The sequence below is a fragment of the Bradyrhizobium sp. SZCCHNS3052 genome, assembly GCF_032484495.1.
Lineage (GTDB): Bacteria > Pseudomonadota > Alphaproteobacteria > Rhizobiales > Xanthobacteraceae > Bradyrhizobium.
In genome coordinates this window covers 840,727-859,058 of the sequence record NZ_JAUETB010000001.1, presented here as the reverse complement: position 1 = coordinate 859,058, position 18,332 = coordinate 840,727, and the positions used below count along the sequence as shown (strand labels likewise).

General features: G+C 66.7%; 16 protein-coding genes. 4 read left to right on the top strand and 12 right to left on the bottom strand.

Going from position 1 to position 18,332, the window contains the following annotated elements; translation table 11 throughout:
• Positions 1 to 9 precede the first annotated feature (9 nt).
• The 8 genes from QX073_RS03885 to QX073_RS03850 all read right to left on the bottom strand — a co-directional run bounded on the left by QX073_RS03885 (position 10) and on the right by QX073_RS03850 (position 7,628).
• Positions 10 to 1,485 (bottom strand): HlyD family secretion protein, encoded by a 1,476-nt coding sequence (locus QX073_RS03885; protein WP_315749781.1) that lies wholly within the window; start codon positions 1,483 to 1,485, stop codon positions 10 to 12.
• 196 nt (positions 1,486 to 1,681) lie between these two features.
• Positions 1,682 to 3,181, bottom strand: a complete 1,500-nt coding sequence (locus QX073_RS03880; RefSeq protein ID WP_315714419.1) for a tripartite tricarboxylate transporter permease — start codon at positions 3,179 to 3,181, stop codon at positions 1,682 to 1,684.
• Positions 3,181 to 3,675: a tripartite tricarboxylate transporter TctB family protein gene (locus QX073_RS03875; protein WP_315714420.1), complete on the bottom strand. Its 495-nt coding sequence runs from the start codon at positions 3,673 to 3,675 to the stop codon at positions 3,181 to 3,183. The genes QX073_RS03880 and QX073_RS03875 overlap by 1 nt, the downstream gene beginning before the upstream one ends.
• Positions 3,672 to 4,640 carry a Bug family tripartite tricarboxylate transporter substrate binding protein gene (locus QX073_RS03870; RefSeq protein WP_315714421.1) on the bottom strand — a complete coding sequence of 323 codons (969 nt, stop codon included), beginning with the start codon at positions 4,638 to 4,640 and terminating at the stop codon, positions 3,672 to 3,674. Before QX073_RS03870 ends, QX073_RS03875 begins: the two co-directional genes overlap by 4 nt.
• Positions 4,641 to 4,805: 165 nt before the next feature.
• Positions 4,806 to 5,165 carry a hypothetical protein gene (locus tag QX073_RS03865; protein WP_315739174.1) on the bottom strand — a complete coding sequence of 120 codons (360 nt, stop codon included), beginning with the start codon at positions 5,163 to 5,165 and terminating at the stop codon, positions 4,806 to 4,808.
• 81 nt (positions 5,166 to 5,246) lie between these two features.
• On the bottom strand, positions 5,247 to 5,525 hold the full coding sequence (locus QX073_RS03860; protein WP_316164619.1) for a DUF3551 domain-containing protein: 279 nt from the start codon (positions 5,523 to 5,525) through the stop codon (positions 5,247 to 5,249).
• A 102-nt stretch (positions 5,526 to 5,627) separates the two neighbouring features.
• Positions 5,628 to 6,323, bottom strand: coding sequence for an RlmE family RNA methyltransferase (locus QX073_RS03855; protein WP_315714424.1), 696 nt, complete (start codon positions 6,321 to 6,323; stop codon positions 5,628 to 5,630).
• 231 nt (positions 6,324 to 6,554) lie between these two features.
• A complete protein-coding gene (locus QX073_RS03850) occupies positions 6,555 to 7,628 on the bottom strand; it encodes a Ppx/GppA phosphatase family protein (RefSeq protein WP_316225329.1) in 1,074 nt (357 codons plus the stop codon).
• A gap of 200 nt (positions 7,629 to 7,828) precedes the next feature.
• Between QX073_RS03850 and QX073_RS03845 the strand changes: the two genes are divergently transcribed.
• A complete protein-coding gene (locus tag QX073_RS03845; protein WP_316225328.1) occupies positions 7,829 to 10,204 on the top strand; it encodes a xanthine dehydrogenase family protein molybdopterin-binding subunit in 2,376 nt (791 codons plus the stop codon).
• A gap of 388 nt (positions 10,205 to 10,592) precedes the next feature.
• On the opposite strand, the gene QX073_RS03840 is transcribed toward QX073_RS03845, so the two are convergent.
• On the bottom strand, positions 10,593 to 11,393 hold the full coding sequence (locus QX073_RS03840; RefSeq protein ID WP_316225327.1) for a hypothetical protein: 801 nt from the start codon (positions 11,391 to 11,393) through the stop codon (positions 10,593 to 10,595).
• A gap of 125 nt (positions 11,394 to 11,518) precedes the next feature.
• Here QX073_RS03840 and QX073_RS03835 point away from each other — a divergent pair, with 125 nt between their 5' ends.
• From QX073_RS03835 to QX073_RS03825, 3 genes are all read left to right on the top strand, one after another.
• Positions 11,519 to 12,022: a YaiI/YqxD family protein gene (locus tag QX073_RS03835; RefSeq protein WP_316225326.1), complete on the top strand. Its 504-nt coding sequence runs from the start codon at positions 11,519 to 11,521 to the stop codon at positions 12,020 to 12,022.
• Between the two features lie 3 nt (positions 12,023 to 12,025).
• The gene (locus QX073_RS03830) at positions 12,026 to 13,837 is read left to right on the top strand and encodes an ABC-F family ATP-binding cassette domain-containing protein (RefSeq protein WP_316225325.1); all 1,812 of its coding nucleotides are present in this window, start codon (positions 12,026 to 12,028) and stop codon (positions 13,835 to 13,837) included.
• Positions 13,838 to 13,955: 118 nt separating this feature from the next.
• A complete protein-coding gene (locus tag QX073_RS03825; RefSeq protein ID WP_316225324.1) occupies positions 13,956 to 15,035 on the top strand; it encodes a D-TA family PLP-dependent enzyme in 1,080 nt (359 codons plus the stop codon).
• 427 nt (positions 15,036 to 15,462) lie between these two features.
• On the opposite strand, the gene QX073_RS03820 is transcribed toward QX073_RS03825, so the two are convergent.
• The 3 genes from QX073_RS03820 to QX073_RS03810 form a co-directional block, all read right to left on the bottom strand.
• Positions 15,463 to 16,707 carry a TIGR03862 family flavoprotein gene (locus QX073_RS03820; RefSeq protein WP_316225323.1) on the bottom strand — a complete coding sequence of 415 codons (1,245 nt, stop codon included), beginning with the start codon at positions 16,705 to 16,707 and terminating at the stop codon, positions 15,463 to 15,465.
• Positions 16,708 to 16,801: 94 nt separating this feature from the next.
• A complete protein-coding gene (locus QX073_RS03815; protein WP_316164615.1) occupies positions 16,802 to 17,719 on the bottom strand; it encodes an SDR family NAD(P)-dependent oxidoreductase in 918 nt (305 codons plus the stop codon).
• Between the two features lie 132 nt (positions 17,720 to 17,851).
• Positions 17,852 to 18,328, bottom strand: a complete 477-nt coding sequence (locus tag QX073_RS03810; protein WP_315827400.1) for a MaoC family dehydratase — start codon at positions 18,326 to 18,328, stop codon at positions 17,852 to 17,854.
• Between the last annotated feature and the right edge of the window lie 4 nt (positions 18,329 to 18,332).

Here is an 18,332-nt window from a genome sequence, read left to right as displayed (position 1 = left end):
AGAGAAGCCTCATTGTGCCGAGACCGCGCGCGCCGTCGGAAGCCACTGCTCGTCCAATACCGGCTGCTGCGCCGGGTGCGACCGCAAGGCGGAGTCGAGCTTGGTGACACCGGCACGGCGCGTCGCTTCGTCCGGCTCAGACGGGTCCAGGTCGGTCAGCGACGCAACGAGGTGGCCGAGCCGGCGCCATGTCACCGACATCGACGGCACGATGCCATTGTCGCGCGTCACGGTGACCCACTGCCCCACCGTGCAGGCCGGTGTCGCCGCGGAGGTCGGCTGCGCCGCCGGTTTTTCGTCGGCAGCATCAGGTGTGATCATGACATAGAGCTCGCGCCGCTCGGTCTGCGGAAATGGCACGGCAAAGCGCTCGTCGACCTTGTCGCTGGTCTTCGGCAGCACGGCGCTGACGATGCCGCTATGGAAGCCGCCGCCATCGATGCGCACCTTGGTGCCCGGCTTCATCGCTTCGCCCTGGCGATAGGAGAAGATCGCGACCACAAAACGCTTGTCGCAATCGACCACCGAGGCGATCGTATCGCCGGCGCTGACGTGGCGTCCGGTGTCGGCGCCCACCGCCAGCACCTTGCCGGGACCGGGCGAGAGCACGTCCGCGGCAGCGAGCCGCGCCAGCCGCGCGCGCTCCGACTTGATCAGGCCCTCGAGATCATCGAGCACGGCCGCCTGCTGTTTCTCCTCGATCTCCATCCGCCTTGCATCGAGATCGATGTCACGGCGCTTCTGACTGAGCATGTTCAGCGCGACCAGATCCTCGCCGACATAGACGCCGGCGTCGAGCGCCTTCAGCTGTGTCAGCTTCTGGTTCAGCTTGGCAGTCTGCGCATCGGTGTCGTGCAGCGCCGCCGCATATTGCTGCTCGGTCGGCTTCAGCATCTCGACGCTGGCGGCATCGCGCGCGACCATGCGGTTCTGGCGGTCGACGATGGCCTTCTTCTCGCTGCTCTGCGCGTTCGACTGCGCGACGCGGGCACGCAGCTCCTCGATCTGGGACTGCAACTGCGCCTTCAACTGACCGGCTTGGCTCGCGATCTCCCGATCGAGCGAGCTGACATAAGCGACGTCGGACTGATGCTTGGCGCGGGTGGCGTCGAGCTTCTGACGCGCGTCGCCCGCCTTTTCTTCCAGCGAGATGAGCGTGGCGCGGTCGAGCCGCGGATTGGTGATCTCTGCGAGGCGGTCGCCGGACCGAACCTCGCCACCCGGCTTGGCCGTGAGCGAATCGACCTGGCCCGCGATCGGGGACGTCAGCAGCATCACCGGCGCATCGACCACGGCGCGATCGGACTGGTCGGCCACGATCGGCGGCACCACCGCGGTCAGCATCAGCGCCGAGAGGATGCCGGCCACGCCGAGCGCCGACACCCTGAGGATCACGGGATGGCGCTGTGGCTGGGTTGCGGTCTTCGGAGCGGCGGGACGTTGCGCGGGGGCTGGCTTGAAACCGTCATCGAAGCGATCGGTCATCAGGTCTCTTTCGGTTTGGGGTGACACGCCCCGAAAGACGCTTCCTCGGCTGATCCGGAGTTCCAGGCTCCGGTCTCGATGGCTCAACCCAAACCAGATCGCGGGCACATCGTTTCAAGCTGCGCCCGATCTCCGCGCTCACCTCCGGTCACGTTATGTTGCAGTGCGATGGCGCGGTTTCCGCTTGCGGCCGCACTCAATCCTCATTCGCCTTGAAGCGTCCGAGTCCCTTCAAGATGAACGGCGCGATCAGAGCAATCAGCGCGACGACCAGAAGCGTTGCAGAGATCGGCGACTGCAGCAGGGTCATGGGGTCCCCAAGGCTGATCGCGAGCGCCCGCCGCAACTGGCTCTCGGCGATCGGCCCGAGGATGAGCCCGACCACGACGGGCGCAATCGGGAAATCGAACCGGCGCATCAGGAAGCCGAGCACGCCGAAGCCGGCCAGCATCGACAGTTCCACGACCGACGGTTTTGCCGCGATCGTGCCCATGGTCGCGAACACGAGGATGCCAGCGTAGAGCCATGGTGTCGGGATCGCGAGCAGCTTCACCCACAGGCCGACCAGCGGCAGGTTGAGGACGAGCAGCATCGTGTTGGCGATGAACAGGCTCGCGATCAGGCCCCAGACCAGGTCGGGCCGCTCGGCGAACAACAGCGGGCCCGGGTTGAGACCATACTGCTGGAAGCCGGCGAGCATCATCGCGGCGGTCGCCGACGTCGGCAGGCCGAGCGTCAGCAGCGGCACCAAGGTGCCCGCGGCAGAAGCGTTGTTGGCGGCCTCAGGGCCGGCGACGCCTTCGATCGCGCCTTTGCCGAATTGGTCGGGATATTTGGTCAGGCGCCGCTCGGCAGAATAGGACAGGAACGTCGGGATCTCCGCCCCGCCCGCCGGCAGCGCGCCGATTGGAAAGCCGAACATGGTGCCGCGCAGCCACGGCTTCCACGACCGCTTCCAGTCCTCGCGCGTCATCCACAACGAGCCCTTGATGGCCTCGATCTTCTCCTCGGTATGATGCCGGCGCGAGGCGACGTAGAGCGCCTCGCCGACCGCGAACAGGCCGACCGCCAAGGTCGTCACCTCGACGCCATCGAGCAGCTCCGGCACGCCGAAGGCGAGCCGCGCCTGCCCGGTGAGCTTGTCGATGCCGATGAGGCCGAGCGTGAGACCAATGAACAGGCTGGTGAGGCCGCGGATCGGTGAATCGCCGAAGGTCGCGGACACCGTGACGAAGGCGACGCACATCAGCGCGAAGTAGTCCTCCGGCCCGAAGCGCACAGCGATGTCGACGAGGTAAGGCGACAGGAAGGCGAGACCGATCGTGGCGATGGTGCCTGCGACGAAGGAGCCGATCGCCGCGGTCGCCAGCGCCGGGCCGCCGCGGCCGGCCTTGGCCATCTTGTTGCCCTCGAGCGCGGTCGCCATCGAGGCGCTCTCGCCAGGCGTGTTGATCAGGATCGCGGTGGTCGATCCGCCATACATGCCGCCATAGTAGATGCCGGCGAACATGATCAGCGAACCGCCGGGATCGAGCTTGTAGGTGACCGGCAGCAGCAGGGCGACCGTGAGCGCCGGCCCGATGCCCGGCAGCACCCCGACGGCGGTGCCGAGGAACACGCCGACCAGCGCATAGAGCAGGTTCATGGGCTGGACGGCGATCGCCATCCCATGCGCGAGCGCGGCAAAGGTGTCCATCAGAGCAGTCTTTCGAGCGGACCGGCGGGAAGGCTCAAGGTCAGGAGGCGGTCGAAGGCGAGATAGATCGTGGTCGTCAGCACCGCGCCGATGACGAAATCGGTGACAAAGGCGCGCCGGCCGAACGCCGCCGACGTCGTCACGAACAGCGCCGTCGTCGCCAGGATGAAGCCGCCGCCGAAGCCGATGATGGCGATCAGCAGCGCAAGTCCGACAAGAATGAGCAGCACCGCGACCGGATCGGAGCTCTCGCGCGGCGGCAGGTTGCCTCTGACGGCATCGATCAGATTGGCCAGTGCAAGAATGCCGAGCCCGATCGCGATCACGACCGGCATGACCTGCGGGCCCATGCCGTACATCGTGGTCGCCGGGATCTGATTGGCGTCGTAGACCAGCACGAGCGCGACGGCCGCCAGGAGCGCCGCAATGACGATGCCGGCCTTGTCGACGCCTCCCGAGGCGGGTGTCTCGGTGCCGGCGCGCTCCGTCGTCATGACTTGACGAGGCCGACCGACTTCAGCACGTCGGTGACGCGCACGTTCTCCTTCTTCAGGAACTCGGCGAAGGCGTCACCCGGAAGATAGGCATCATCCCAGCCCTTCTGTTTCAGGATCTCCTTCCAGGAATCCGACTTCACCATCTTCTCGACGGCCTCGCTGAGCGTCTTTTTCTGCTCCGGCGTAATGCCGGGCGCAGCGACGACCGAGCGCCAGTTGGCGAGCACGAGATCGATGCCCTGCTCCTTGAAGGTCGGGATGTCGACGCCGGGAATGCGCTTCTCCGAGGATATGCCGATCGCGCGCAGCTTGCCGCTCTTGATCTGCCCGTCATACTCGGACAGGCCGGAAATGCCGGCGGTGACCTTGCCGCCGAGGATCGCCGCCAGCGACTCGCCGCCGCCTGAGAACGGGATGTAGTTGACCTTCTTGGCGTCGGCGCCGACGGCGCCGGCGAACAGCGCGGCCATGACGTGATCGACACCGCCGGCCGAGCCGCCGGCGAAGGTGACCTTGGCGATGTCGGCCTTCAGCGCCGCGGCGAGATCCTGCGCGGTCTTGATCGGCGATGCGGCCGGCACGACGATGACCTGGATCTCCTCAGTCAGCCGCGCGATCGGCGTCACCTGCTCCAGGGTCACCGGCGACTTGTTCATGGCGAGCGCGCCGACCATCACGAAGCCGTTGACCATCAGCTGGTTGCCGTCGCCCTTGGCGCCGGTGACGAACTGCGCGATGCCGACGGTGCCGCCGGCGCCGGCGACGTTGGTCACCTGGACGCTGCGTGCCACGCCCGACGCCACGAAGGCCTGCTGCATTGCCCGCGCGGTCTGGTCCCAGCCGCCGCCGGGCGCGGCCGGCGCCATGACCTTCAACTCGAGTTGCTGGGCGAAGGCTGGAGTACCGGCAAGCACAGTCAAAGCGACGACCGCGCCGAACAGGCGCGTACAGAACGAATTCAAAGCGGTCCTCCACGGTCGGCCGAACGAACGGCTCGCGTTTCTTTTGCCTCTGAGGAACGGCATTTCAGCGGGAAATGCGGCCGCTGTCCAGACGGGATTGCTCGCGCCGTCGCCCGCGTTGCAGCAGCAGCCTTGGGAGAACGAGACGGTTGTGGGAGGAGCGGCCTAACCGCAAGTCCAGACCATCCCCACCGGCGTCCGCGTCCAGCACGGGCCGAAGCTGCCGCCATTGTAATGGCCGCGATAGAAGCCGGGCTGGCCGAAATAATGCCACTCGCCGTTGTAGAGCATGTATTTCGGCGTACCGTCGATATACCAATGGCGGCGGCTGCCGCGCGGCCCGTTGCGCATGGCCTCCTTGTCGGCATAGAGCGGCAGGCTGTTGTTGGGCGGCTGCTTGTAGCCGGGCAGGAAGCCATAGCCCTGCCAACGGTGCGCCTTGCGCTTGTGCGACGGCGCCGCGGTCGCGATCGCGGGCACCAGCAGCAGAAGCATCACGATCGCGACGATGAAACGATGCGGCATCACGGCAGCCCGATGGATACGAGGGTCTCGAATCTTCAGTTCGATTGCGGCACGGCAACGGCCGTTCCGTCATGAAATGTTTCAGCGATGCCGCCGATGCGCGCGGCGCGGCGGAGGCGACGGTGGGGCGTAGAAGGGATTGAGATCGCACATCGCCGCACGGCCCGACGCCGTCGCGCGACATTGCGGCAGCGACGTATAGCTGCAGTCGATCCACTCGCCACCGCCAAACCGGCCGCCTTCATAGACCTTCATGCACACGGGATAGCGCGGATCGTAGGCCTGGGCGTGAGCAGAGCCCGATAGGACGAACCCGACCGCCAAACCCAGCGCGAGGGCGCTCCAGTTGAGGACACGCATGCAGGACCTCCGGAATCGACGTCTCGCCGGCCCAGGCCGATTCCCGAGACGGTGATTGCCCCTGCTCTGTATCGCCAGGGCGTCAAGGCCGCAATGACGCCATTACAACAGGTCGGCCTGCTCTCCGCCGCGGAACCCCATCGCCAGCACGTAGCGCTCCGACGAATCCTGCCGGCTCGCCGCCGGCTTGACGTGACGGACGCTGGCGTAATCGCGCTTGAGCTGCGCCATCAAGTCGGCATCGGCGCCGCTCTGGAACGTCTTGGCGAGAAAGCTGCCGCCCGGCTTGAGCACCTCGCTGGCGAAATGCGCGGCGAGTTCGACGAGACCGACAATGCGCAACTGGTCGGTCTTGCGGTGGCCGGTGGTGTTGGCCGCCATGTCCGACATCACCACATCGGCACGCCCGCCGAGCATCGCGCGGAGCTTTTCGGGCGCATCCTGGGCATGAAAGTCGAGCTGGGTGAAGGTGACGCCGGGGATCTCGCCCATCTCCAGCAGATCGATCGCGATCACCCTGCCCTTCCCGGCTTCGGCCCCGACCCGGCGCGCCGCGATCTGGCTCCAGCCGCCGGGCGCAGCGCCGAGATCGAGCACCGTCATGCCGGGCTTGAGCAGATGATGCTTGTCGTCGATCTCGAGCAGCTTGTAGGCCGCGCGCGAGCGATAGCCGTCGCGCTTGGCTTGCGCGACATAGGGATCGTTGAGCTGGCGCTCCAGCCAGAGTTTCGAGGACAGCTTGCGCTTGCCTCCGGTCTTGACCTGCACATGCATGCGGCCCGTGGTGTCTTTTGCCATGTGTTTCTCGGTCGTCGTGACCAGACGCGGGAGGCGAAAATCCATCCACGCTCGAGGTCTGGCGGAACTACAAAGGTCACCCTCCCCTGGAGGGGGAGGGTCGATCGGGAGCGAAGCGAGCGATCGGGGTGGGGTGAGCCGCACGAAGACCGCTCGTGGAACTCACCCCACCCCGTCTCACATTGCGCTCCATGTGAGACGACCCTCCCCCTCCAGGGGAGGGTGAAGTCGCTACGCCGTGCGCAGCGCGCCGTCTTCGCGCATCATCTCGACCAGCATGCCCTCGCGCAGGCCGCGATCGGCGACGCGCAGCCGCGGCAGCGGAAAGGACCGGCGGATGGCGTCGAGAATGGCGCAGCCCGCCAGAACGAGATCGGCGCGGTCGATGCTGATGCAATTGTTCTCGGCGCGCTCCTGGTAGCTCATCGCCAGCAGCCTGCCGATCGTCGTCGTGATGTCGGCGTCGTTGATCCAGATGCCATCGACCCGGCGCCGATCGTAGCGCGCGAGGTTGAGATGGATGCCCGCCAGCGTCGTCACGGTGCCGGAGGTTCCAAGCAGATGCATGCCGGCGAGATCGCCGCCGTTCTCGGCCGCGAACGGGCCAACATGCTCGGCCACGGCCTCGACCATCGCGGCATAGATCTCCGGCGTCACATCACGGCCGCCGAACCGCTCGGCCAGCGTCACGACCCCGAGCGGGATCGACATCCAGGCCTTGATCCGCGGCTCGGCGTTGCGGTCGCCCGCATCGCGCTCGATCCGGACCAACTCGCTGGAGCCGCCGCCGATGTCGAACAGGATCGCCCCTCGCCCGCCGGGATCGAGCAACGGCGCGCAGCCCTTGACGGCCAGGGCCGCCTCGGTCTCGCGGTCGATCACCTCGAGCTCGATGCCGGTCTCGGCCGCAACCCGGCTGCGGAACCCCTCGGCATTGGCCGCAGCGCGGCAGGCCTCGGTCGCGATCAGCCGCAGGCGCCTGGCCTTCTTCGACTGGATCTTGTCCCGGCAGATGCTGAGGGCCGCGATGGCCCGATCCATCGCCGCGTCGCTGATGCAGCCGGTGGTCGAGATGCCCTCGCCTAGCCGGACAATGCGCGAGAAGGAGTCGACCACGCGGAAACTGTCGCCCGAAGGACAGGCAATCAGGAGCCGGCAATTGTTGGTTCCGAGGTCCAGGGCCGCGTAGACGCTGCTGCCATTGCTGGCGCAGGAAGGCGTCGCGACGTCCAGACCCGGACGCAAGCCGGGCTCCAAGTTCCCGCGCGGCGTGGGACTCTCCCGCAGCCGCGTGTCATTGATCATTCAAATGTCTTTCCGCTGGCCGAACCGGCCCAGATGGAAGTTCTCTTTCATGAGACATTATCAGTGGATAGCGCCGGCGCAACAGCCCCTCCGTCAGGCGTGATGCACCATTCCTAATCAACCGTTGTCCGGCCGCGGGCGCTGCACTATCTGGGAACAGCCCGCATTTGCGACCAATTCAGCCCCTTGGGTCCTCATCCATGCAAGATCACACCTCCCCGGCCTCCCTCGAAAACGCGATCGCGCTGCAGAAATTCGGCGTCGGGCAGCCGGTCCGGCGCAAGGAGGACGACACGCTGGTGCGCGGTCACGGCAAATATACCGACGATTTCAACCTGCCCGGCCAGGCCCATGCCTGGATCGTGCGCTCCAGCCACGCCCATGGCATCATCAAGAGGATCGACACCGCGGCCGCCAAGGCCATGCCCGGCGTGCTCGGGGTGTGGACCGGCGCCGACCTCGCCGGAGCCAATTATGGTCCGTTCACCTGCGGCCTGCCGCTGAAGGGCCGGGACGGCTCGCCGCTGCTGCAGACCAACCGGCCGGCGCTCGCCACCGACAAGGTCCGCTTCGTCGGCGACCCCATTGCGTTCGTGGTGGCGGAGACCGCGGCCCAGGCCCGCGACGCGGCCGAGGCGGTCGAGCTCGATATCGAGCCCCTGCCCGCGGTCACCAATGCCGAGGAAGCCGCCAAGCCCGGCGCGCCGCAGCTCTATGACCATATCCCCAACAACGTCGCGCTCGATTATCATTACGGCGACACGGCCAAGATCGAAGAGGCCTTCGCCAAGGCCGCGCACGTCACCAAGCTCGACATCGTCAACACCCGCGTCGCCGTGGTGTCGATGGAGCCGCGCGTCGCGCTCGCGGCGTTCGACGGCAAGACCGAGCGCTTCACCTTGCAGGTGCCGACCCAGGGCGTGTCCGGCAACAAGGCGACGTTGGCGAAGATTCTGAACGTCGCGCCGGACAAGGTCCGCATCCTCACCACCAATGTCGGTGGCTCCTTCGGGATGAAGAACGTCTCCTATCCCGAATACGTCTGCATCCTGCACGCCGCCAAACAGCTGGGCCGCCCCGTGAAATGGCGCGACGAGCGCACCACCGCCTTCCTGTCCGACAGCCAGGGCCGCGATCAGATCGTCCATGGCGAGCTGGCGCTCGACGCCGACGGCCGGTTCCTCGCTGTGAGACTGTCCGGCTACGGCAATCTCGGCGCCTACATCATGGGCGTCGCACCGCTGCCGCTGTCGCTCAACACCGGCAAGAACCTCGCCAGCGTCTACAAGACGCCGCTGCTCGGCGTCGATATCAAGACCGTGCTGACCAACGTCACCCTGATGGGCGCCTATCGCGGCGCCGGCCGTCCCGAGGCCAACTACTTCATGGAGCGCTTGATCGACACCGCCGCGCGCGAGATGGGCATCGACCGTCTCACCATCCGCAAGCGCAACTTCATCAAGCCGAGCCAGATGCCGTTCCCGGCGGCGTCGGGCGTCACCTACGACTCCGGCGACTTCGCCGCGGTGTTCGAGAAGGCACTGCAGGTCTCCGACTACGCCGGCTTCGCCAAGCGCAAGCGCGAGAGCCGCAAGAACGGCAAGCTGCGCGGCATCGCGGTCGGCTCTTATCTCGAGGTGACCGCGCCGCCCTCGGGCGAGCTCGGCAAGATCACCTTCGACGCCGATGGCGGCGTGACCCTGACGACCGGCACGCTGGACTACGGCCAAGGCCACGCGACTCCGTTCTCGCAGGTCTTGTCGGCGCAACTCGGCGTGCCGTTCGAGAAGATCAGGCTGGAGCAGAGCGATTCCGATCTCGTGCGGTTCGGCAACGGCACCGGCGGCTCGCGCTCGATCACCGCGACCGGCCAGGCCATCGTCGAGTCCTCACAGCTCGTCATTGCCAAGGGCAAGCAGGCCGCCGCGCATCTGCTCGAAGCCTCGGAAGCCGACATCGAGTTCGCGGGCGGCCAGTTCACCATCGCCGGCACCGATCGCAGCATCGACGTCATGGAGCTGGCGCGCCGCCTGCGCGAGGGCAAGATGCCCGACGGCGTGCCAGCCTCGCTCGACGTCGACCACAACTCGACAGTAACGGAATCGACGTTCCCCAATGGTTGTCATGTCTGCGAGGTCGAGATCGAACCGGACACCGGCGTCGCGCAGATCGTGGCCTACACCGCGATCAACGATTTCGGCACGGTGATCAACCCGATGATCGTCGCCGGCCAGCTCCATGGTGGCGTCGCCCAGGGCATCGGCCAGGCGCTGATGGAGCATCTGCGCTACGACGAGAGCGGCCAGCCGATCACGGGATCTCTGATGGACTACGCGCTGCCGCGCGCCTCCGACGTGCCGATGATGACGGTCGACAACCATCCGGTGCCGGCGAAGTCCAACCCGCTCGGCACCAAGGGCTGCGGCGAAGCCGGCTGCGCCGGCTCGATGGCATCCGTGATCAACGCGGTGATCGACGCACTGTCCGACTACGGCGTGAAGCATCTCGACATGCCGCTCACCACCGAAAAGCTCTGGCGCGCGATCCAGGACGGCAAGGCGAGGACCGCGGCGTAGCTGCTTCGCTCGCGATGAGGCGAAAACATCTCATTGCCAAACGAAAAGCCCGTAGCCCGCATGAGCGCAGCGATATGCGGGGTCTCACGGGCTGTGTCGGTGAGCCCGGATGTCGCTCCCGCCTGCACCCGCTGGGCGCCGGCGTGCGCGCATCCGGGCTACGGACTGTCGATCGGGCCGTGGGGCCCTCTCCACGTCATTGCGAGCGTAGCGGCGTAGCGAAGCAATCCAGACTGCCTCCACGGCAACACTCTGGATTGCTTCGCTGCGCTCGCAATGACGGGAGTGTGGGCAAGCAGCGTACCCAGAACTTCGCCGTCATCGTCCGCGCAGGCGGAGCATGACAGCTGTCTTTTGGATGCCGCGTGCCTCTTGCCAAGTCCGTCCGCTAGGCGGCCGCCTGCGCGCGCGGCTGATAGATCGCCACGTGATGGCAATGCGCGAGTGGGCGGTCGCCATTGGCGACCACCAGCGCATCGATCTCGACGAAGCGGTGGCCCTTCTTCTCGTAGTTCGCGACCACCCGGCCACGCGCCGTGATCTCGTCGGCTTCTGCAATCGCCGACAGCAATTGCATTCGGCTGCCGACGTGAATCCAGGGGCCGAGGACGACATTGTCGACCAGCAGCCGGTTCATCACCCTCTGCAACATGCCCGGGTGACCAAGCCGCTCGTTTGCATAGATCGGATCGCGCTCACGAATCTCAGAGAGATAGGCGGTGGCCGCCTGCCCTGGCCACGCGCGTGGCGCCGTGCCGAGCCAGCTGCCGACAGCGAACGACTCCGCGCTGACGAGCGGCCGCACCGCCGCGGCTGGAACCTCTCGATATTCGGCCAGAGCGATGTCGGGCGCTGACGCGGGCAGCGACGCGGAACCGGTGGCGCAGATCTCACCTTTACTCGCGACCTCCAGGCTGAGCCCGTCGCCGACCTCCTCCGCCCTGACCTCGGCGATCTCGCCGTCATAGACCGGCTTGGTGAACCGCGCCTCGATCAGCCCGCGCTCCAGGAATGCCCGGCCCCAGCGCACAACCGGCTGATGCAGCATATAGGCCAGCACCTCGACGCCGGGCACGAGGCCGCCGGCGAAGCCGAACCGGCGCGCCACGCTGTCATCGTGCATCTTGTTCTCGGACTGCTTGGCCGTGTTGAACGCCTCGACCGCATAGGTCGCGATTCCGTCTGCCATCCTTGCCTCCCTTTGACCCTTTTCGGGCGATGGTAACGGCCGGAAAGGTCCTGGCAAGGCCAGCGTTTGGCTCGCAATTTGGCTGGCGATGGGGTACCAACCGGCCACCCCCAGCAGAACGCCAGATGACGACCGAAACCGCCGAGCTCGCCCCTGTCACGATCTATGTCGACGCCGACGCCTGTCCGGTGAAGGACGAGATCTATCGCGTCGCGATCCGCCACGGCCTGCCAGTGATCGTGGTCGCGGGCGGCTTCATCCGCGTGCCCGAGGATCCCCTGATCACGCGCGTGGCGGCGGGCAGCGGCATGGATGCCGCGGACGACTGGATCGCAGAGCGCGCCGGCGCCGACGACGTCGTCATCACAGCGGACATTCCGCTGGCGAGCCGCTGCGTCAAGGCCTGCAGCGCGGTGATCGCGCCGAACGGCAAGGCGTTCACCGAGGAGTCGATCGGCATGACGCTCGCCGTGCGCAACCTCATGACCGATCTGCGCTCGTCCGGCGAGGTCACCGGCGGGCCGCGCTCGTTCACGCCGCGCGACCGCTCCACCTTCCTCTCCACCCTCGATCAGACCATCCGCCGCATGCAGCGCCAGCGCGCCGCGCGGATGCAACAGCAAGGCTGACCCATGGCGCCGCCTCTCATCCAACTCAAGGACATCCGCCTGACCTTCGGCGGCACCGCCCTGCTGCAGGGCGTCGAGCTGTCGGTCTCGCCGGGCGAACGCGTCTGCCTGATCGGCCGCAACGGCTCCGGCAAATCGACGCTGCTCAAGATCGCCGCCGGCATCGTCGAATGCGACAGCGGCACGCGCTTCGTGCAGCCGGGCGCCACGGTGCGCTACCTGCCGCAGGAGCCGGACTTCTCCGGCCATGCCACCACGCTGTCCTATGTGGAGGCCGGGCTCGGGCCCGGCGACGATCATTATCAGGCGCGCTATCTCGTCGAGCAGCTCGGCCTCACCGGCGAGGAAGATCCGGCGCATGTTTCCGGCGGCGAGGCGCGCCGCGCGGCGTTGGCGCGCGTGCTCGCGCCCAACCCCGACATCCTGCTCCTGGACGAGCCGACCAACCATCTCGACCTGACCACGATCGAATGGCTGGAGAACGAGCTCGACGGCCGAAGCTCGGCGCTGGTGCTGATCAGTCACGATCGCCGTTTCCTCACCAATCTGTCGCGCGCGACCGCCTGGCTCGACCGCGGCCAGATCAAGCAGATCGACCGCGGCTTTGCGGCGTTCGAGGCGTGGCGCGACGAGGTGCTGGCGGAAGAAGAGCGCGAGCAGCACAAGCTCGACCGCAAGATCGTCAACGAAGAGCACTGGCTGCGCTACGGCGTCTCCGGCCGCCGCAAGCGCAACGTCAAGCGGCTCGCCAACCTGCATGCGCTGCGCCAGCAGCGCCGCGACTATCGCGGCACGGCGGGCGCCGCCAACCTCGCCGCGGCCGAGGCCGACAAGTCCGGCAAGCTGGTGATCGAAGCGAAGGGCGCATCGAAGAGCTTTGGTGATCGCAAGATCGTCGACAACTTCTCCATCCGCATCCAGCGCGGCGACCGCATCGGCATCGTCGGCCCGAACGGCGCCGGCAAGACCACGCTGGTCAACCTGCTCACCGGCGGCAGCGAGCCGGACAGCGGCAGCATCCGGCTCGGCGTCAATCTGGAGACGGCGACGCTCGACCAGCACCGCGAGAGCCTCGATCCCCGGACGACGCTCGCCGAAGCGCTGACCGGCGGCCGCGGCGATCACGTCATGGTGGCCGGCAAACCGAAGCACGTCGTCGGCTACATGGAGGACTTCCTGTTCTCGCGCGAGCAGATGCGCACGCCGCTCGAAGTGCTCTCCGGCGGCGAGCGCGGCCGGCTGATGCTGGCGCGCGCGCTGGCCAAGCCATCGAACCTGCTGGTGCTGGACGAGCCGACCAACGATCTCGACCTGGAGACACTCGACGTGCTCGAGGACATGCTCGGCGACTACGAGGGCACGGTGATCCTGATCAGCCACGACCGCGACTTCCTCGATCGCGTGGTCACCTCGGTGATCGTCCCCGAGGGCAACGGCAAATGGCAAGAATACGCCGGCGGCTACAGCGACATGCTGGCGCAGCGCGGCGCCGACCTGAAGCGCCAGCATGCCAAGGCGGCTGAGGAGAAGAAGGAAACCAAGCACGCGGCCACGGCGCCTGCGAGCGCGCCGAAGCGCAAGCTCTCCTTCAACGAGAAGCACGCGCTGGAGACCTTGCCGAAGACGATCGCCAAGCTGCAAGCCGAGATCGCCAAGCAGCAGGCCGTGCTCGCCGACCCCGCGCTGTATGCGAAAGACCGCAAGAAATTCGACGCCGCCTCCCTCGCGATCGCCACTGCGCAAGCCGAGCTCACCGCCGCCGAGGACCGCTGGCTGGAGCTCGAAGTGCTGCGCGAGGAGATCGAGGGCGCGTGACGTTCATCGAAATCACCTCGTCATTGCAAGCGACGTGAAACAATCCAGGGCTGCAGCCGGACTCTGGACTGCTTCGTCGCTTCGCTCCTCGCAATGACGGCAACATGGAGTAAATGACATGACCACCCCGCTCGCCGCCAGGATCGCCCGGGAGTACGGCACGCCCTGTGCCGTCATCGACATGGACAGGGTCGAGCGCAACATCGCGCGCATTCAGGCCCAGTGCGAGGCCGCGGGCGTCGCCAACCGGCCGCACATCAAGACGCACAAGAGCCCGGTGCTCGCGAAGCTGCAGATCGAGGCCGGCGCGCAAGGCATCACCTGCCAGAAGATCGGCGAGGCTGAGATCATGGCGGGTGCCGGCATCGACAATATCCTGATCAGCTACAACCTGATCGGCGAGGAAAAGATGGCACGCCTCGCCGCGCTGCAAGCCAAGGCCGACATGACCGTTGCCGCCGACAACGCGACCGTGATCTCCGGCCTGCCGCAGGCGGCAAAGCAATCCGGCCGCACGCTCTCGGTCGTGGTCGAATGCGACACTGGGCGCAAGCGCGCCGGCGTCGAGACGCCGACGGAAGCGATCCAGCTCGCGCGCCAGATCGCAGCGTCAGACGGCCTGCGCTTCGTCGGCTTCATGCTGTATCCGACCGAGACCGGCTGGGACGAGGCGCAGCGGTTCTATGACGAAGCGCTGGCCGGCGTCCGCGCCGACGGGTTGGACGCGGCCATCGTCTCGACCGGCGGCTCGCCCAACCTGAAGAATCTCGGCAAGCTCAAGGGCGCCACCGAGCACCGGCCCGGCACCTACATCTACAACGACCGCATGCAGGTCGCCGCCGGTGTCGCAACCTGGGACGACTGCGCACTGCACATCTATTCGACCGTCGTCAGCCGCGCCGCACCGGAGCGCGGTATCCTCGACGCCGGCTCTAAGACGCTGACGACGGATACCGGCGGCCTCGACGGCCACGGACTGATCCTGGAGCACCCGGAAGCGAAGATCGCGCGCTTCGCCGAGGAGCACGGCTTCCTCGATCTGTCGCGCAGCAATACCCGCCCCAATGTCGGCGACGTCGTCCGCATCGTCCCCAATCACGTCTGCGTCGTCGTCAACATGATGGACGAGGTCGTGATGGTCCGCGGCGACGAGATCCTGGGCACGCTGCCGGTCGCCGCAAGGGGCAAGCTGCGATAGGGCGAAACTCTCTCGCAGCGTCATTCCGGGGCAGCCGCACTAGCGGCTGAGCCCGGAATCCATACGCCCGATCGTGGTTATGGATTCCGGGCTCGCCCTCCGGGCGCCCCGGAATGACGACGGTGTTTGTGGCCGCCCGCTCGGCTATTCACTGCAACTGTTCCGCCAATCTTCCATGGAATCGTAGATGACGGCCTCGGGCCAGCGAGGATCAAGCTCGCGGCGCCGTGTCCACGTCAAATGGACTTGAGCCACGCAGCCTCCCCCGAGCGCTACAAGAACGTCGTCGCAGTCCTCGCGTCGGGCGACGATCCTGAGGGACCGATTAGCCAGCGCATGATTGGGACCTACTTCGCGCGCAAGTTCTTCTTCGAACGCGGCGCGGAGCTGATCGTCCGTCATCCAAGACCAGGGCTCGGGAAGCTGGTCAGACATTGCCTGCCATTCCCCCCGCACGCCACTTCAACACGCCCTTCCCCGCGGCGACCCCGGTCGCAAACGACGCCTGCAGCAGGTAGCCGCCCGTCGGGGCTTCCCAGTCGAGCATTTCGCCGGCGGCGAACACGCCGGGCAGGCGTTTGAGCATGAAGTCGGCGTCGAGTTCGTCACGCGCGATGCCGCCGGCGCTGGAGATCGCGCGCGCCAGTCCGGCGGTGCCCGTCAGCTTGATCGGCACGGCGTTGATCAGTGCAGCGAGACGGTCCGGCAACAGCGATGACAGCGACAGGCCTTGCGCTTTTGCCGCCTCCTGCAGCAGGCCGATCGCGACGGGGGACAGTTGCAGCGCCTTGCGCAGGACATTCGAGAACGACTGCTTGCCGCGGGGCGCTGACAGCCGCTTGACCAGATCGGCGGTCGCAAGATCAGGTCGCAGCGCGACGTCAAGAATGGCCGCGCCTTCCAGAGCGATTGCCTCGCGCAACTCGGCGGACAGCGCATAGACCGCGCCGCCTTCAATGCCGTCGCGCGTGACGATAGCCTCGCCGCGGACGCTGCGATCAGCGAACGACAGCGCGATGCCTTTGAGCGGCTGGCCTTCGAAGCGGCCGCGGAAGGTGTCCGACCAGGCGACAGTGAAGCCGCAATTGGCCGGCCGCAGCGGCGCAATCGCGACACCCTTCGCGGCGAGAAGCGATGCCCAGCCCCCGTCGGAGCCGAGCCGCGGCCAGCTGGCGCCGCCGAGCGCGAGCACGGTCGCATCGGCCGTGATCGCGCGCGGTCCTGCCGGTGTCTCGAATGTCAGCCGCCCTGCCTCGTCCCAGCCGGTCCAGCGATGCCGCAGCTCGAAGCGCACACCCTGCGTGGCCAGCCGGCGCAGCCACGCGCGCAGCAGCGGCGAGGCCTTCATCGCGGTCGGAAACACGCGGCCCGAGGAGCCGATGAACGTGGGCTCGCCGAGCGCCTCGCACCAGTCGCGCAGCCGCTGCGGCGGGAAAGCGCGGATGGCCGGCTCCAGCCACGCCGCCGCCTCGCGATAGCGCGACAGGAAGGCGGACAGCTCTTCGCTATGGGTGAGGTTGAGGCCGCCGCGCCCTGCCATCAGGAATTTGCGCGCGACCGACGGCATCGCGTCGTAGACGGTGACGGCGGCACCGCGCTCAGCCAACACCTCGGCCGCCATCAGCCCGGCCGGCCCGGCTCCGATGACGGCAACTTGCTTGGATAAGGTCATGACTGGAGTTTAGGGCCATGGCGTCACCACACAACAGGTCGTCATGCCCGGGCTTGACCCGGCCATGACGGCGGAGGGTGCGATGTATGCTGCCTTACAGCTTGATCCCCAGCCGCGCGGCGGCCTGACCGACGTATTTCTGTGTCTGCTCGAACGCACCCTGCAGCGCCCGCGCCCTCGACATGTCGCTGATCTCGGCAAAATGCGCGGCGATCGCGTCCGGTGTCCACTCCTCCGGCGGCAGGTTGATCCCTTCGCTCTCGAGGATCTTGATCACCGCAAAGGAGCCGGCGCCGGCGCCCATGATGGTGCGCGTGGGCGCGTCCTCGCTGAGCAGATATTCCACCGCAGGCGTGATCGATTCCGGCTTCATCAGCTCCAGAGCCTGCGGCGGCAGCAGCTCCTCGGTCATGCGGGTCGCGGCCGTCGGCGAGATGATGTTGACGCGGATGTTGGTCTTGCGGCCCTCCTCCGCCAGCACGTTCATCAGGCCGACCATGCCGGTCTTGGCCGCGCCGTAGTTGGCCTGGCCGAAATTGCCGAACAGACCGGAGGATGATGTCGTCATGACGATGCGGCCGTAGTTGCGCTCGCGCATGCCGTTCCACACCGCCTTGCAGCAGTAGAAAGTGCCGACCAGATGCACATCCAGCACCTTGGCGAAATCGGCAACCTCCATCTTGCCGAACGACTTGTCGCGCAGAATGCCGGCATTGGCGCACATGATGTCGACGCTGCCCCACTCCTTGCTGGCGCGCTCGACCATCGCCGTGACCTGCTCGAAATTCGAGACGTCGGCACCGTCGGCCATCGCGGTGCCGCCGGCCTTGCGGATCTCCTCGACCACCGTCTCCGCCGCGGTCATCGAGCCGCCGGTGCCGTCGCGCGCGCCGCCGAAATCATTGACCACGACCTTGGCGCCGCGGCTCGCCAGCCCCAGCGCATGCGCGCGCCCCAAACCATTGCCTGCGCCGGTGACGATGGCGACGCGCCCGTCGAATCTGATTGCCATGTGTCGTTCCTATTTGTCGCTCGTCATGCCCGGGCTCGACCCGGGCATCCATCCACTTCGAAAGACTCTCGGACTTGATGGATCGCCGGGTCAAGCCCGGCGATGACGAAGGGTGGGTTGTGACGAGGTGAGTTAGCTGAGATAGATCAGTCCGATCCAGTCGGCGACGAGCGCGGGCTTGTCCTCGCCCTCGATCTCGACCGTGACGTTGGTGCGCGACTGCAGCTCCTTCGGCTTGCGCAGAGTGGCTTCGGCAAGGACGAAGCGGCCGCGCACGCGTTTTCCCGATCTCACCGGCGAGATGAAGCGCAGCTTGTCGAAGCCGTAGTTCACGCCCATCGCCGTACCCTCGATCGCCGGCATGACCTCATAGGACATGACCGACAGCAGCGACATCGTCAGGAAGCCGTGCGCGATCGTGGTGCCGAACGGCGTCGCTTTGGCCTGCTCGGGGTCGACGTGAATGAACTGATGATCCTCGATCACGTCGGCATAGGTATCGATGCGCTTCTGATCGAGCACGTGCCATGACGACACGCCGATCTCCTGGCCGACCATGGCCTGATAGGCTTCGAGCGAAATCGGCGGCTTCTTCCAGATCTTGTTCATGCGT